The organism is Thioclava sp. DLFJ5-1, from assembly GCF_002020115.1.
Lineage (GTDB): Bacteria > Pseudomonadota > Alphaproteobacteria > Rhodobacterales > Rhodobacteraceae > Thioclava > Thioclava sediminum.
Genome location: NZ_MPZU01000001.1, coordinates 1,407,530 through 1,421,798 on the forward strand (window position 1 = coordinate 1,407,530; position 14,269 = coordinate 1,421,798).

14 protein-coding genes are annotated in these 14,269 nt (G+C 63.4%); 5 read left to right on the forward strand and 9 right to left on the reverse strand.

Annotated elements, in window-relative coordinates; all coding sequences use genetic code 11:
• Positions 1–3: 3 nt before the first annotated feature.
• The 4 genes from BMI86_RS06735 to BMI86_RS06750 all read right to left on the reverse strand — a co-directional run bounded on the left by BMI86_RS06735 (position 4) and on the right by BMI86_RS06750 (position 5,710).
• Positions 4–1,071: a flagellin gene (locus BMI86_RS06735; RefSeq protein WP_078540278.1), complete on the reverse strand. Its 1,068-nt coding sequence runs from the start codon at positions 1,069–1,071 to the stop codon at positions 4–6.
• Between the two features lie 12 nt (positions 1,072–1,083).
• The gene (gene flgK, locus BMI86_RS06740) at positions 1,084–2,496 is read right to left on the reverse strand and encodes a flagellar hook-associated protein FlgK (protein ID WP_078540279.1); all 1,413 of its coding nucleotides are present in this window, start codon (positions 2,494–2,496) and stop codon (positions 1,084–1,086) included.
• Positions 2,497–2,523: 27 nt separating this feature from the next.
• Positions 2,524–3,822 carry a flagellar hook protein FlgE gene (locus tag BMI86_RS06745; protein WP_078540280.1) on the reverse strand — a complete coding sequence of 433 codons (1,299 nt, stop codon included), beginning with the start codon at positions 3,820–3,822 and terminating at the stop codon, positions 2,524–2,526.
• Positions 3,823–3,955: 133 nt separating this feature from the next.
• Positions 3,956–5,710: a hypothetical protein gene (locus tag BMI86_RS06750; RefSeq protein WP_143594704.1), complete on the reverse strand. Its 1,755-nt coding sequence runs from the start codon at positions 5,708–5,710 to the stop codon at positions 3,956–3,958.
• A gap of 170 nt (positions 5,711–5,880) precedes the next feature.
• Here BMI86_RS06750 and flgF point away from each other — a divergent pair, with 170 nt between their 5' ends.
• The 5 genes from flgF to BMI86_RS06775 are packed head-to-tail and all read left to right on the forward strand — an operon-like array spanning position 5,881 to position 9,305.
• On the forward strand, positions 5,881–6,618 hold the full coding sequence (gene flgF / locus BMI86_RS06755; protein WP_078540282.1) for a flagellar basal-body rod protein FlgF: 738 nt from the start codon (positions 5,881–5,883) through the stop codon (positions 6,616–6,618).
• Positions 6,619–6,641: 23 nt separating this feature from the next.
• Positions 6,642–7,427, forward strand: coding sequence for a flagellar basal-body rod protein FlgG (gene flgG / locus BMI86_RS06760; RefSeq protein WP_078540283.1), 786 nt, complete (start codon positions 6,642–6,644; stop codon positions 7,425–7,427).
• A gap of 4 nt (positions 7,428–7,431) precedes the next feature.
• On the forward strand, positions 7,432–8,109 hold the full coding sequence (gene flgA, locus BMI86_RS06765) for a flagellar basal body P-ring formation chaperone FlgA (protein ID WP_078540284.1): 678 nt from the start codon (positions 7,432–7,434) through the stop codon (positions 8,107–8,109).
• A complete protein-coding gene (gene flgH, locus BMI86_RS06770) occupies positions 8,106–8,861 on the forward strand; it encodes a flagellar basal body L-ring protein FlgH (RefSeq protein ID WP_348638950.1) in 756 nt (251 codons plus the stop codon). The genes flgA and flgH overlap by 4 nt, the downstream gene beginning before the upstream one ends.
• 9 nt (positions 8,862–8,870) lie before the next feature.
• The gene (locus BMI86_RS06775) at positions 8,871–9,305 is read left to right on the forward strand and encodes a hypothetical protein (protein WP_143594705.1); all 435 of its coding nucleotides are present in this window, start codon (positions 8,871–8,873) and stop codon (positions 9,303–9,305) included.
• Between the two features lie 39 nt (positions 9,306–9,344).
• Here the strand turns inward: BMI86_RS06775 and BMI86_RS06780 are convergent, their stop codons facing one another.
• From BMI86_RS06780 to BMI86_RS06800, 5 genes are all read right to left on the reverse strand, one after another.
• Complete coding sequence (locus tag BMI86_RS06780) at positions 9,345–10,019, reverse strand: flagellar hook assembly protein FlgD (protein WP_168173797.1); 675 nt, start codon at positions 10,017–10,019, stop codon at positions 9,345–9,347.
• Positions 10,020–10,029: 10 nt separating this feature from the next.
• A complete protein-coding gene (locus BMI86_RS06785) occupies positions 10,030–11,400 on the reverse strand; it encodes a flagellar hook-length control protein FliK (RefSeq protein ID WP_078540287.1) in 1,371 nt (456 codons plus the stop codon).
• Positions 11,401–11,568: 168 nt separating this feature from the next.
• Positions 11,569–12,312, reverse strand: coding sequence for a sigma-70 family RNA polymerase sigma factor (locus BMI86_RS06790; protein ID WP_078540288.1), 744 nt, complete (start codon positions 12,310–12,312; stop codon positions 11,569–11,571).
• A 240-nt stretch (positions 12,313–12,552) separates the two neighbouring features.
• Positions 12,553–12,813: a hypothetical protein gene (locus BMI86_RS06795; RefSeq protein ID WP_078540289.1), complete on the reverse strand. Its 261-nt coding sequence runs from the start codon at positions 12,811–12,813 to the stop codon at positions 12,553–12,555.
• Between the two features lie 495 nt (positions 12,814–13,308).
• Entirely contained in the window at positions 13,309–14,040 is a 732-nt protein-coding gene (locus BMI86_RS06800; RefSeq protein ID WP_078540290.1) for a winged helix-turn-helix domain-containing protein, read from the reverse strand.
• Between the last annotated feature and the right edge of the window lie 229 nt (positions 14,041–14,269).

Below are 14,269 nucleotides of genomic sequence, written 5' to 3' on the forward strand. Positions count from 1 at the left end.
GACTCAGAGATAATTCAGGATCGACAGCTTCGACATCTGTGCGGCTACGCTGTAGCTCGCGCTGAGTTGCGTCTGGAGCGCGGTCATCCGGGTCGCGGCCTCGTACGGATCGACCGAGACGTAATCCGACAGGCGGCTGTTGAGCACCGAATCCATCGATTGCTGCTGCGTCAGCTTGATGTCGAGCCGCTTCTGCTTCGCACCCAGCGCAGTTTCGGAATTGCGCAACCCCTCGACGCCATCGCTCAGCGCTTTGACGCCGGCGGCTATCCAGCTTTTATAGGCATCCTGATCAGTGATCTTCGACACGTCGGTCGAGGCGAACAGCGCAAGCCCCTTGATGAGGTTGCGGAACTCGGGATCGTCCGCCTGCATCCCGTAATCGAGCGTCTCGCCATCTCCGATCAGCGCCGTTTTGCGCGGCGTCCCGGCTGTCGCGTCCCCCTGGAAGAAGGTCGAGCTGTAGCGTTTGGCCGGATCGGCATTGGTGTCGTCGAACACGCTGTCGATCTGCGACAGCATCGCCGCGGCCTGGGTCGCATCTGCGGGGCCGCTGCCCACGATCCCCGACAGGACATCTCCTGCCGACAGGCCCGTTGCGCCATTCGCCACGTCATAGCCCCGCAGCGCCGGCTTGTCCGAAGCTACCCCGGAGAACAGATGCTCCCCGTCGAGCGAGACATTCAGGCTCGTCATGATGGTGTCGAGGGCGGCGCGCGCGCTTTGCTGCAGGGTCGCTGCCGAGGCGCCGGGGCGCTCGAGGTTGCCGACGGCGAGCCCGAGCACATCCTGCGCGGCCCCGCGCGCCGTAGACGCGCTGGATGCGATCATATCCAGCTTGCTCCCGAGGAGCTTGTTCGAGGTAATGAAATGCGAATTGGTCGTCGCGCGATCTTCCAGCGCGAGCACGAAGGCCGATTTCGCCCCCATATCCGCATAGACATCAGATTTGCGTCCGGTCGCGACCTCGTCGCTCGTCCGTTGCAGCTCTGCCGTGGTGCGGCTGACCGACCGCCGCGAGATCACGCTCATCTGCAAGGTCGACAGCGAATTCCGGATTAGGGGGATCATCGTTCAGTCTCCTCAGACGGCTTCAAGCAACGTGTCCATCATCTTCATGACGGCAGTCATCATCTTCGAATTTGCGGCATAGCTTTGCTGAATCGTTATCAGCTTCTGCATCTCATCGTCGATGTTCACGCCCTGAATGCCCTGGCGCGTGCCGTTCACCGTCTCGGCGGCGGTGCGCGCGGCGGCGAACCGTTCCTGAGAACGGGTGCCCTCGAATTCCTGCGCCGAGATCATGTTGCTGCCGTAATCGCGCAGCGACAGCGACGTCTCCAGCCCCGTTCCCGGGTCCGCCGAAAGCGGATCGTCGAACATCGAAACGAAGGCTTCGATCTGGGTCGAGTCGCCTGCGGCACCCGGCGTGGTGGCGCCGATCCCGTCGCGCAGGCGCGATAGCTGGCCACCCTGCGCCGGGTCCACCGCGGCATTGACCGAAATCCGCCCCGCCAACCCTTCGAGCTTGGCCGGGTCGAAAGCCGCGCCTGCATCGGTGAAGAGCCCCGCCTGCCCCGGCGCGAGCGAGGCATCGGCCCCCTCGAACCCCTGCACGAGCCCCCGTGCCATCTCATCGAGCTGAAGCTGGAAGCGCGGCAGAACGTCTTTCTTCACCACGAACAGACCGGCGAGACTGCCATTCTGGAAGCCGCGCGCGTCGGTGGAGTCCGGGGTGATCTCCGTCTTGCCCGCGAACAGCTTTCCAGCCACCTGATCATAGGTGATGTAGCTGGCCTGATCGCCGTCGACGAGAGGCGTCCCGCCAGCCGTGTAGAGCGTGGCCCGCCCATCGGTGGAACGGCGCACCTGCATGTCGATCAGCTTCGACGCGTTTTCCACCAGCACATCCATCTGATCTCCCAGATCGGCTGCGCCGAGCGAGCCGGGCGGCGCGTCCGAGATTTGCTTGTTGAGCGAGGTGATCTTGTGCAGCGTCTCGTTGAAATCGGAGACGTCGTATTTGATCTCCATATCGACCTCGCCACCGACCCGCGCGAGCATGTCGCTGCTTTGGTTCAGCGAGGTCACCATCTCCTGCGCGGAGGACGCCACGCCGTTTTGCGCCGCGTTACTGCCGGGGTTGTTCACCAGCGCGATCATCGAGCTGCGCAGATCGGTCAACCGATCCGCGGGCGACAGACCGTCGCCCGGCTGCCCCAGCGTCGCGGTATATTCGCCCACCGCCTCGTAGATCGCCTGCTCGCGCGCCATGGCCGAGGAATGCTGCCGATACATGCGGTTGAGCGAGGCGTCGACTTCGCGCCGCGCCTCGCCGGTTTGCACGAGGCCGCCCGCGGTCGTGACCTGCGGCAACTCTTTGCGCACATAGCCTTCGGTGCTCGCATTCGCGATGTTGCGCGAGGTCGCTTCCGATTGCATCTGCGCCGTGCGCAGACCGCTCGTGCTCGCCTGGAGGGCGCCCGTGAGGCTCATCGGCTTACTCCGTTCTCAGCGTGACGATCAGCGTTTGAGACGCGTGGTCTCGTCGAGCATCTCATCCATCGTGGTGACGATCTTCGCGTTGGTGGAATAGGCGCGCTGGGTGCGGATCAGATCGCTCAATTCCTGCGCGATATCGACATTCGACCCTTCAAGCGTCCCCGAGGAAATGGTGCCCACCGGGCCCTCGTTCGCCTTGTGGATCGTGAAGTCGCCACTGTTGCGGGTCAGCCGATAGGCGTCGCCATCGACCTCCTGCATCCCGTTCGGGTTCGCCACATGGGCGAGCGGAATCTTGTAGAGCGCCTGCCGCTGGCCGTTATCGAAGATCCCGTACATCGTGCCGGTATCATCGACCTCCATCCGGGTCAGCGCGCCGGCGGACGAGCCGTCCGTGTCGAATTTCTGCGGGGTGAAATCACCGGCGAACTGGGTCATCCCATCGAAGCTGTTCAGCGCACCGAGCCCGACATCGATCGGCTGGGTTGTGCCACCGTCATTCATCGTCAGGCTCATGACGCCCGTGGTCGTGTCCATCGAGAAGGCACCGGGTGCCGTGGCGAGATTGGTGACGCCGGAATAGCTGACCGGAGCACCCGCATTCGGCCCGCTGGCGGCGAAATCGACCGTGACCTGACCGTAGGGAACGCCATCGCCATCCGACACGGTGACGTCCCACTGGTTCTGCGTAGCGGTCGGCTGCCAGGAATATTCGAGCCGCTTCGCCGCACCGAGCGGCGTGAAATATTGCGAGGACGAGGTGAAGGGGGCGCCCGGCGTGGCGTTTCCGGTTTCCTGCGAGGGCAGATTGCCTTGCACGCTGACCGTGGTCGTCGCCTTCGCGCTCAGCATCGCATCGGTCACGTTCACCGTCTTCAGCCCATTGAAGCTGTTGCCGTCGATCGAGCCGAGCGTGCCGTCGGTATAGGGGTAGCCCGAGAGGAAATAGCCTGCCGAATTTACAAGATCGCCATTCTCGTCGGGCTTGAACGACCCGGCGCGCGTCAGGACGTAATCGGACTCGACGCTCGTATTGGCTTTGCCGGATACGACGAAGAACCCGTTCCCGTTCACCGCGAAATCGGTCGCGGAACTGGTGGGGATCACCGCGCCCCCGTTCGTCACGTCGGAGGAAACGACAGCATTGACGCCCGAGGGCGCATCGAGCCCGCCGCTCGGCGTCATGGTCACCATCTGGGCGAAGCTGCGCTTGTAGCCCGTGGTATTCGCATTCGCGATATTCTCGGAAATTTCGCCAACGGCGACGGAGTTTGCGTTCAGGCCGCTCACGCCGGTCTGCATCGCGCTCGAAATACTCATGGTTTTATCCTCTCATGTCCGAAGAGAAGGGGGTCCTATTTAGGAGATATGCGACTGATGTTTAACTGGAGTTAAAAATATCTGCGTTTTGTCTTTGGCGATGTTGGTGAGGGGCAATGCATAGCAAAGATATCTACCCGCCAGCCTGCTTCGCCTCCGACCCAACCATCTCGAGCGCGTCATCCGCCTTGCGCAGCCGGTCCCGCGCAGCCGCGTCCATCAGCGGGCTGAGCTTGGCGGGCTCCGCCAGAAGGCTTGCGACGAGCTTGTTCAAATCCTCACGTCCCGCCAGACGCGGGAAGACCTCGGCGACGCTGCGGGCGGTGGTCAGGTCGCCCGACCGGTAGGCGGCCAGCAGCAATTCGACCGCGTCGGTCTCGGAGAAATCGTCCGGGGCCTTCTTCCACAACTCGCGATAGGACTGGGTCGCCGCCGTCCAATCGCCCTTCTTCCAGTGGAGCCGCGCCTGAAGCCGCAGATGATCGGCCGAGTGCGAGGTGACCTTGGCCTGCAATGCCGCATCGGTCTTCCCGGCCTCGGCCAGAACGCGGGCCTGCAGCGCATTGAACTGGTTCAACTCCTGCACATCGGCGGGGCGCTCGGAAGCCTCCAACACCTTGGCGGCGCGGGCGAATTGCCCCCCGCGCGCAAGCGCCTCCGCCTCGCGCAGCGCCAGATAGGCCATGCGATCTTGCGACACCGCCTCGGGGGTATCCTTGCGCTGCGCGCTCAGAGCTTCCCGGATCTTGCGATATTCCGTGGCGGCCTGAGTCGTCGCGCCCAGCTCCAAAAGGCGATCCGCGAATTGCTCGGCATAGGTCTGAAAATCGGGGCGGACTTCGTAATAGGCCTCCAACCGCTGATGCCCCTCGGAAAAATCCGTGAGCGAAATCTTCCCCGCCGCACCCTTCGCATAAAACGCCTTGAGCAGCTTGTCGGCGGCCTCCGCCGCCGTACGCGCCTGCGGACGCTCGGGAAACCGGGCAAGGATCTCGCCATAGGCAATCAGCGCATCCACATCGTGGCCGGAGGTCTCGCCCAAATGCGCGCGCTGTTCGAGCGCCTGCAGGTCGAACCTGTCGCCGCGCCACGCAAGGTTAGCCTCGGCGAGCATGGACAAACCTTGGTCGGGTGTCAGCGCTCCATGCTCGAGCCCCAGACTGACCAATGCGAGCCGCGCCCGCTGCGCGTAGCGATCCTGCCCCTTCGCCGCTTCGCGATAGGCGGCATAGGCCTTGTCGGGATGATGCGATTGCTCCGCCACCCGCCCAATAAGGAAGCTATAGACCGGCTGCGATTTGAGCTCGGGGTAGCCGTCGAAATCGCGGCTCAGCCGCTGAGCCAGCGGCCACTTCCTGACCGCGATCGCGCCTTCCAGAAGCGCAGGCAGACAGGCCTCGACGAAAACGGGCGGATAGGCTGGAAGCCGGTCCGCCGCGCCCGCGAGATTGCCCTCAAGCTCCACCGCATCGCCCTGCGTGATCGCGTTAAGCGCCGCCCAGAGGTGATAGTCCTGCCAATTGGCCCAGTCGGCATTCGGCAGGAGCGCGCCAGTCGGTACCCCCGTCCCTTCCATGATGCTGAACCCTGCCGCAATCGCGCGCCAGCGGGCCTGCTCTGCCGGGATCAGACCGTCGGGCATCTCGTCGCCCAGCACGGAGCGCCCCTCGGGCAGCATGACATGGGCGAGATAGAATTCCGCAAGATCGAGCCGCGCAATGGCGCGCGACGGCCCCGGCTCGGCTGTGGCGACGCCAGCGGCCAGCGCATCGCGATCCGCGAGGAACCCCGCCTGCGTGTATTGCGCGAAATCGAAAGGAGGGGGCGCGGGGAGCGTCTCCGCCGCAGCGCCGCCGCACAGAAGACAGAGCGCCAAAACGCCGCCCATGAAGGGGAATCCGCCTCGCAATTCCATCACCTCTTGCCCAAACGCACCAGAATTCCTTCGCGCCTTAAAGAATAGTATTGATTATTCCAAGATTAGCAAACATTATTGAATAGAAATTGGCAGCGATCCAAGCACAAAGCCACAAGATCCATTCTCGCGGACGGAAATTCATGGATAGCTCAAATTACGTCTCTCTATCCCTCGCCTCGACGCTGTGGCGCAGCCTCGACATTTCGGCCAACAACATGGCCAACGCCAACACGGCTGGTTTCAAGGCGGAACGCTCGCTGACCGAGAGCTACAACTCGAAGGGCAATGCGGGCCCCGAGGATGACGTAAGCTACGTGCTCGACAAGGGCTCCTATCTCGATGACCGGCAGGGCTCGCTGACCAAGACGTCCAACCCGCTTGATGTCGCGCTGAACGGGGACGGCTGGCTCGCCTATACGACGCCCGAGGGCCGGACGGCGTTTGGCCGCGACGGGCGGCTGGCCGTAGACCCGCAGGGCAATCTCGTGACGCTGACGGGCAACAAGGTTCTCGACCGGGGCGGCGCGCCGATCGCGATCCCGCCGGGCGAGGAGATCACGATCTCCCGCGACGGCACGATCTCGGGGCCCAATAGCGGCACCATCGGCACGCTGGGCATGTTCACCGTGCCCGACATCCAAAGCTTCAACCGGCTGGGCGGCGGCCTCTTTGCCGCGCCCGGAGGTGCCGCCCCCGCCTTCACCCCGTCTGACACGACGCAGGTCGCGCAGGGCTTCGTTGAGGAGAGCAATGTCCAGCCGGTGGTCGAGATGACCCGGATGATGGACATCCAGCGCTCCTACGAGCGGGCGGTGAAGTTGATGGATGAACAGAACACCCTTCGTCAGGAAACACTGCGCAGGCTTGGCAAAGTCTGACCGGCGCGAAAAGGAGCTGAACCATGAGAGCACTTGGAATTGCCGCGACGGGGATGCTGGCCCAGCAGACCAATGTGGACGTGATCTCGAACAACATCGCGAACGCGAACACCACCGGCTACAAGAGCAGCCGCGCCGCGTTTCAGGATCTGGTCTACCAGTCGCTGCAACGCGAAGGCTCGCTGACCTCCGCCGACGGGACCGCGCGGCCTGTGGGCGTCGATATCGGCCTCGGCGTGCAAAGCGCGGGCGTGGTGCGGCTCAACACGCAAGGCGGTCTGGTGCAGACCGAAAACCAGCTCGATCTCGCGATCGACGGCGGCGGGTACTTCACCCTCAACATGCCCGATGGCAGTCAGGCCTACACCAGGGCCGGCACCTTCCAGCTGAGCCCCGAGGGCCAGATCGTGTCATTGGACGGCTATGAGGTCGCGCCCGGCATCAACGTTCCAGCCAACACCACCAATGTCGAGATCAACCAGCAGGGCCTCGTGATGGCTTATGTCGGCAAAGACCCGACCCCGGTGCAGATCGGCCAGATCACGATGTCGACCTTCGTCAACGAGGCGGGGATGAAACCGCTGGGCAACAACCTTCTGCAGGCGACGACCGCCTCGGGCGATCCGACCGAGGCGCTGCCGGGCGATCCGGGCGTCGGCATCCTGCGTCAGGGTTACCTTGAGAGCTCAAACGTCAACATCATCCAGCAGATCACCGACCTGATCTCGGCGCAGCGCGCCTATGAGATGAACTCCAAGGCGATCGAGACGGCCGACCAGATGATGTCCACCTCGAACCAGATCAAGTGATGCCATGATCCCGAAATTCGCCTCTGCGACTGCCGTTCTCGCCACGCTCGTCACCGCGCTTCTCGCCGGTCCCGCGAGCGCGGAATCCGTGCGGGTACTCATCGCCGAGAAGGCGGAGCAGTCCTGGGGCCTCGAGATGCCGCCGAGCGGCCATTTCGAGATCACGCTGCAAGACAGCGCCCCCGGCGACGCGGAGATGATCAGCGATTTCTGGATGGACCGCTCCACGGGGCAGTTTCTCGCGAATGCGGTCGAGGCGTCGGGCGACGTGCGCCGCCTCGGGGGCCTTGCACTTCTGAACGTGCCCGTCCCGGTGCCGACGCAGCAGATTCTCCCCGGCGCCATCCTGTCGGGCGATGATTTCCAGATGGTCGATCTCCCCTATGGCCAAGTCGGCGCCTATGCTGTGACGCAGCTCGACCATCTGGCCGGGATGCAGGTGCGCCGGGTCCTGGCGCGCGGACGCCCGGTGATGAGCCAGTCGATCACCGAGCCGGTCATCATCTCGCGCGGCGACCCGGTCTCGATCGAATATTCGAAAGGCCCGATGTCGCTGACCGCGCCCGGCAAGGCGATCTCCGACGCCCATGCGGATCAGTCGGTGCGCGTGGTCAATCTCGTAAGCAACAAGATTGTCGAAGGCATCGCCAAGCCCGACGGCAAAGTGGAGATTCAGAAGTGAGACATCCGTTCTACATCCTGCCGATGCTCGCGCTGGCCGCCTGCGGTCCCGGCACGGCCTTCGAGCGCGACCCGAAAGTGAGCGACATGGTCGTCGATGGCGACACGATCCCCGAGGTGAACCGGGTCAGTGTGCCGATGCCGCCGCTGGAGCCTACGCGCATTCCGCAACGGGCCGAGGCAGCTTCGCTCTGGCAAACCGGCTCCACCGGCTTCTTCGGCGATCAGCGCGCCGACAAGGTGGGCGATCTGCTGACCGTCGATATCGACATCAACGACGAGGCGCAACTTCAGAACGCCTCCCAGCGCAGCCGCGACGGCAGCCAGAGCGTCGGCTTCCCGACCTTCCTCGGCTATGGCGGCAAGATCGCGAAGATCCTGCCCGGCGTCAGCGAGAAAGACCTGCCCACGGGCAGCAACATCGTCGATCTCAGCTCGCAATCGAGCGCAAGCGGCACCGGCTCGATCAAACGCAACGAAACGATCAGCCTCAAGGTCGCGGCTCTCGTGATCCAGAAACTGCAAAACGGGAATTTCGTGATCGCCGGACGCCAGGAGGTGAAGGTCAATCACGAGCTGCGCGAATTGCGTGTGGCCGGGATCATCCGTCCCGAAGACATCCGGATGGACAACACGATCCCCTACGAGAAGATCGCCGAGGCACGCATCTCCTATGGCGGGCGCGGCCAGATCAGCAAGGTTCAACAGCCCCGCTACGGGGAAGACGCGCTCGACGTCGTCCTGCCCTACTGAGCGCGACCGATGCCGCGCTGGAGAACACTCGTGCTGCTCGTCGTGGTGGTGCCGATCGTCGCGGCGGGCCTGGGCTATCTTGGCGGCAGCCAGATCGCGCCGGGGCCCAAAGCGCCCGAAGCCCCGCCCGAGCCTGCCCCGCGCGACGTCGCGCTGGGGCCGATCACGGTCCCGATCTTCCGGGCCCGCGCGGTCATCTACCTGACGGTCGACGTGACGCTGGTTCTGAAGGGGAAAGAGCTTCCCGATGGACCGGCGCTCGTGCCGAAACTGCGCGACGAGACGCTCGATCTGCTGACCAGACTCGCGGAGAATCGGATCTTCGAACCCGATACGGTCACGCCTGACGACCTCGTCCCGCTGCTCGAGCGCGGCCTCAAGGACCGTGTGCCCGGCTTACAGGCGGCGAAGGTGAACAGCGCGGCGCCATTCGAGCAAGGATAGGAAAGCCCCCGCCGCGCACCGCGCCGGGGAACACTCGCGTCAGCCCGACACTGCAACGATGAGCGAGCTGGGCACTTCCTCGCCATTGCGCAGAACCAGCGACTGCCCCTGTGACGAGAACCGTACCTGCTCGACCTGCGTGCTGGGATAGGTGTCATAGGAAACCGCATTGCCATCGGTATCCTGCGCGTCGATCTCGACCCGGAACGTGTCATCGGGCACCGGCAACCCCGCAGAATCGCGCCCATCCCAGTTCAGCGCAATCTTCTCGCCCGAACGTCCGGGCAGGCCTGTGATTCGGCGCAGTTCGGTCCCGTCCTCCGTCTTGATGATCGCGGTCACCTTGTCGGCGGGTGCGGCAAGCTCGTAGCTGGTGCTGGCCTGACCGTCGCGCAGCTCGATCCGGTCGGAGGCGAGCGACACCGTCTTGCCCATCAGGGCCACATCCGACATCCCGCCGATCGCGCTCAACTTGGCGTCGATCGTCTTGAGGTTGGTATTGGTCTGCACCGATTGCTCGACCTGACTGAGCTGCGCCAGCTGCGAGACGAATTGCGTCGAGTCCATCGGCTTCAGCGGGTCCTGATTTTTGATCTGCGCCGTCAGAAGCTGCAAGAAGCTGTTGTAATCCGCCGAGAGCTTCGACTGCGCGGTGTTCGTCGCGGCATCGGTCGTGGCCGCGGTCGGCGTGGTGCTTGTCGGGGAGATGCTCATCTGTGGCTCCTCAGGTCCTGATATCCAGTTGTCCGTCGTCGATGGTGGGCTGCCAATCGGCGCCCAGCACGGGGACGTCTTCGTCAATGCTCGCGCTCTGGCCGGAGGAGCGTTCTTCTCCACCCTCGTCATGACCGCCGAATTGCTCGAAATCGAGCGTGCCGCTATCCATCTGCAAGCCCTGCCCCGCCAGGATCGCCGCGAGCGTCTCGCGATCCCCGCGCAAGGCGCTTAGCACCGCCGGGCTTTCGGCCCGAACGACGACGTTGACCTGACCGCGCTTGTCGCGCTCCACGTCGATCTCGATATCGCCCAGCCCGCGCGGGGTCAGCGCCACACGGGTGCGTCCCTCCTGCAGATCGGCGCGCCGAAGCTGCGTTGCGACGAAGGCCGCAAAGCGCGGCGAGGGCTGAGCCGCCTGCCCCGATTGCGCCGCAGCCTCGCTGCGGGCCGCGTGACTTGCGTCATGCTGCGTGAGCCGTGCCACGGCCGCATCGGGCAGCGCACCTGCGCGGGCGGCCTCGGCGAATGGCTGCGCCGGTTTGGGATCGCCTTTGCTCGGCCCGGCGGGCAGCAGTGCTGCCTGCGCCTCGGCCTTGCCGGTCTTCCCCGCGCCTTTCGCGGCCGCTTCCAGAACGGCGCGCACGCGCGGGTCCATGTCGTTCTGCGGGACCTCCGGCGCAAGTGGCGCGGGCACCGCCCCGGCCAGCCCCTGCGGAACGGATGTGATGATCTGCGACTGCGTCTGCGGTGCCTCAGGCTTCGGCTGCCCCGCCGGAGAGGATAGGTCGCCCGCAGAATGCGCGGGCATGAGCCCCGCTACCGACGAGGGTTGCGCGCCGCCTTTTTGCGGCGATGCGGGCTCAGGCGGCTTCGCTTGCAGACCGAGCGAGACCAGAAGGCTCGCGAAGACCTCGTCGATCGTATCGCTTTTGTCGCGCGCATGATCCGAAGCGGGCTTTGTCGCCACGCCGCCCGCTTGCAGCTGCATAGCTTCGAGCGCCTGGGCCAGACCTTCCTGCAATTTCGTGCCATGCGCGGCGTCGAACTCGGCGAGCACCGTCGCGAGCGACGTGCCCAGCTCTTTCAACACGACCCCGATCGGCTTGCCCTGCGCCAATTCGGCCAGCGCACCGTCCCGAAGCTTCTGCAGCTTCCCAGCCAGCTCGGCCTGAAGCGCGGCATTCCCCGCAAGGACCGCCGCTGTCGCCCCCTTGGGCGAAGCGGCCGCCGCCGACGCCCTCGCCTTCGCGGCACTACCCGCATCCGGTTGCACGCCCTGCAAAAGCGATCCGAAGCCGGTCGCCTCCGATGACGGCTTCCGCCCGGCCCCTGCGCCAGAGGCCGTCGTCTTCAGCAATGTCGCAGCTATCGCGTCCATCTCATCGTCCTCTTCACATCAGCCCGGCATCCCTGTTCGCGCGCGCCCCAGAAACCCGACTGCGAGATCCGCGCGAGCACGCTTGTCGCACGCGGCATCTTGCAAGGCAGCCCGGCACCCGCGCGCCCATGCCCTGCGATCATCAGATGACGTGCCATCCCAGCCCTCTCAGTTCAGCATCGCAGGGCTGAACCCGCGCTTTTCAAGGCATCGCTTCAACCGGATGAGCGCGCGCTTTTCGACCTGCCGGGCGCGCTCGCGGCTCATCCCGAGATCGCGGGCCAGATCGTCGAGCGATTCCGGCGGCGTCTGCAATTTACGCCGCAAGACCATCTCGCGATCCGGCGCATCCAGATCGTCCAATGCATCTTCCAGAACCTCATGCGCAGCACGTGCGGCGGATGCGGCCACAGTCTGCTCTTCGGGCGTGAGGTCCGGGCTGCGCATCATCTCCATCATCTCGGCGTCACTGTCATCGAACGACCTGGCATCCAGCGCCACCAGTCCGGTCAAAAGCTGGCTCGCCTCGGGATTGTCGAGCCGCCCCATCCGCGCATCGAGATAGACCCGCGCCGGCACATCGATCACCGTCTTGATCCGGGCGAGCGCATTTAGGACGCAGGTCATCACCCACCAGTGCGAATAGGTGGAGAACCGCACATCCTGCGTCAGATCGAACCGTTCGGCGGCACGCATCAGACCGATGATCCCTTCCGCCACGAGGTCTTCGAGCTCGACCGGATTGGTCGCCCAGCGACGCGCCTGCGCATAGGCCTGACGGACATGCGAGCGCAGGAGAATTTCGAGCGAGTCCCGATCTCCGTATTCCTGCCAGCGCGAGATGGCCTGCCGTTCTTCTTCAACATTCAGAAATGGCGCATCAAGTGCAGCACGGAAGCTCAATGCAAACATTACTCCGCCTCTATCCGCTCTATTCTTGAAGAACAGAAGACCACGGGGGCATGTCTGGAGAAAGCTTTACTTGATTAAAGGCAAGTTAATCGGAGGCTTTTCTGGTTAACCTCGGATTAATGCCGCGGTAGGCCGCGCCGCCTCTCGAGACGGCGCGGCATATTCATGACGTTGTCAGACAGGCCCGGTCCGCCAACCGGGCGCAGAACGCACAGCGGCCGTTTTCCACGGCCTTCGCACTCACAGGTGACCGCCCGTCGCGCTCGCGCCGCGATCCCGCGCATCTTCGTGAAGGGAAAAGCCACCGCGCGCAGGCGACGCCATCGCCGGCAGCCGGAGGTCGATCGCACGGCCCCCAAAGCCATGCGTCACCTCTGCGACATGCGTCGGCTCGATCACCACGAGGCTTCCATAAGGCACCTCAATTCCAAGCTCTTCCGCAAGAATATCACCAAGCGAGATTCCCGGCAGAAGCTCTTCGGCTTCGGGCAGCACGAGCAAGCTTGCATCCTTGCGAGTCGAGCGCAGCAAAACACTGTGCGCAGGCAGAAGCGCAGCCGCCACCAAACTTCCCTGAGACCCTGCGCCCGATGACGCTTGCGTCACCGAACCTTCCCAAATCTGCGCTAACAAATCGTTATTTTTCATGGACATCCCTAATCCCCGAGTCCCCAAATTCCAGTAACGGCAGATTACCAGCGATTCACGATCCGGTAAGGTTAAGGATTGTTAAACCGTAAGGCGAGTAAGGATAAATTCTACGTGAAGGTGGCGAACCGGTGACCGCCAAGTTATCCCCAGACCGGCAACGGGCGAAGCGTTGGAAAGCCTATTTTTCATAGGTTCAAACACTATCGGTTGTGGGCACCCCCTCAACCATCCACAGCTTGTCGATGGTGCGACCACAGATTGTGTGCTCACGATCAGTCGCCGAGATGTTAACAATTAATAGCTTGACAGCGACTACCGCTAAAACAGTCCCAGAGACTCAACAACTCAATCTGACGTTGTAAGGCTGCGCGACTTCCCGACGGGAATCTCGTAGAACGAGTATCCAGCCGAACGCACTGTTTCCACGACATATCTCTCGCCGAACGCGTCACGCAGCTTCTTGCGAATCTTGGTGATGTGAACGTCGAATTTGCGATCACCATAGACCCACATGCAGTTGTCGATTCGTCGCGACAGCGCGTCCCGCGTGACGATTCGTCCACCGCTCCGGATCAGCTCGATCATGATCTCCCCCTCCGTAGGGGTAAGCTGCACCGCCTCGACGGCATCAGGGCCGGTCAGGCGGTTTTCTTCGTCGATCTTGAGGCGAGCGACCCGCTTTTCTTCGCTCGGGAAGCTGATGGGCAGACTGTTGCCCGCCCGAAGCCAGAGACGCGCGGCCAATTCCCTTTGAGAATAAGGCTGCCTGATCACATCATCGGCACCGGCCAGAATCATCTCGGCAGCAAGCTCTCCATCCGGAGTGGAGTCGACGAAGAAGATCAGGCTCTCCTTCGTACTGACGCGCGCAGTTCGGATCAGATCCGCGGCACCCTCTGCGTCGGTGAGGCTGATCAGCAAAATGCATGGGGGTCCATGCAGCAGGATATATTGCTCCGCTTCCATCGCAGTCGCGAAGGGCAAAGCCTCCCAGCCGCAGCATGCGCGAAAGAAGTCGGCCAACTGTGCTTGCTTAGCGCCTTCTTCCGCTACGATGATGACGTTCTGTCTTCGCATGGCGTCTGAGCCAAACAAAAGGCAACTCCCCGTATCCCTCAGCGCTTTCGGGGCGAGACTCAGGTCTTACGCCCTCCCCCCGTCGCACTGTCACTTTCGAATAACACCGAGCGTCAGACTGGAAGGCGAAGCGTAAATCCGCCGAGCCTGACATCTTTGCGTTTTCGAATTATTATCCCTGCGATATGCGATAATTCACGTGTTTTTGCCAGACAAGTCCAGCCTGTGC

Coding starts and splice junctions, on each gene's coding strand:
- BMI86_RS06735 (WP_078540278.1), bottom strand. CDS start 1,071: ATGATCCCCCTAATCCGGAATTCGCTGTCGACCTTGCAGATGAGCGTG.
- flgK (WP_078540279.1), bottom strand. CDS start 2,496: ATGAGCCTCACGGGCGCCCTCCAGGCGAGCACGAGCGGTCTGCGCACG.
- BMI86_RS06745 (WP_078540280.1), bottom strand. CDS start 3,822: ATGAGTATTTCGAGCGCGATGCAGACCGGCGTGAGCGGCCTGAACGCA.
- BMI86_RS06750 (WP_143594704.1), bottom strand. CDS start 5,710: ATGGGCGGCGTTTTGGCGCTCTGTCTTCTGTGCGGCGGCGCTGCGGCG.
- flgF (WP_078540282.1), top strand. CDS start 5,881: ATGGATAGCTCAAATTACGTCTCTCTATCCCTCGCCTCGACGCTGTGG.
- flgG (WP_078540283.1), top strand. CDS start 6,642: ATGAGAGCACTTGGAATTGCCGCGACGGGGATGCTGGCCCAGCAGACC.
- flgA (WP_078540284.1), top strand. CDS start 7,432: ATGATCCCGAAATTCGCCTCTGCGACTGCCGTTCTCGCCACGCTCGTC.
- BMI86_RS06775 (WP_143594705.1), top strand. CDS start 8,871: ATGCCGCGCTGGAGAACACTCGTGCTGCTCGTCGTGGTGGTGCCGATC.
- BMI86_RS06780 (WP_168173797.1), bottom strand. CDS start 10,019: ATGAGCATCTCCCCGACAAGCACCACGCCGACCGCGGCCACGACCGAT.
- BMI86_RS06785 (WP_078540287.1), bottom strand. CDS start 11,400: ATGGACGCGATAGCTGCGACATTGCTGAAGACGACGGCCTCTGGCGCA.
- BMI86_RS06790 (WP_078540288.1), bottom strand. CDS start 12,312: ATGTTTGCATTGAGCTTCCGTGCTGCACTTGATGCGCCATTTCTGAAT.
- BMI86_RS06800 (WP_078540290.1), bottom strand. CDS start 14,040: ATGCGAAGACAGAACGTCATCATCGTAGCGGAAGAAGGCGCTAAGCAA.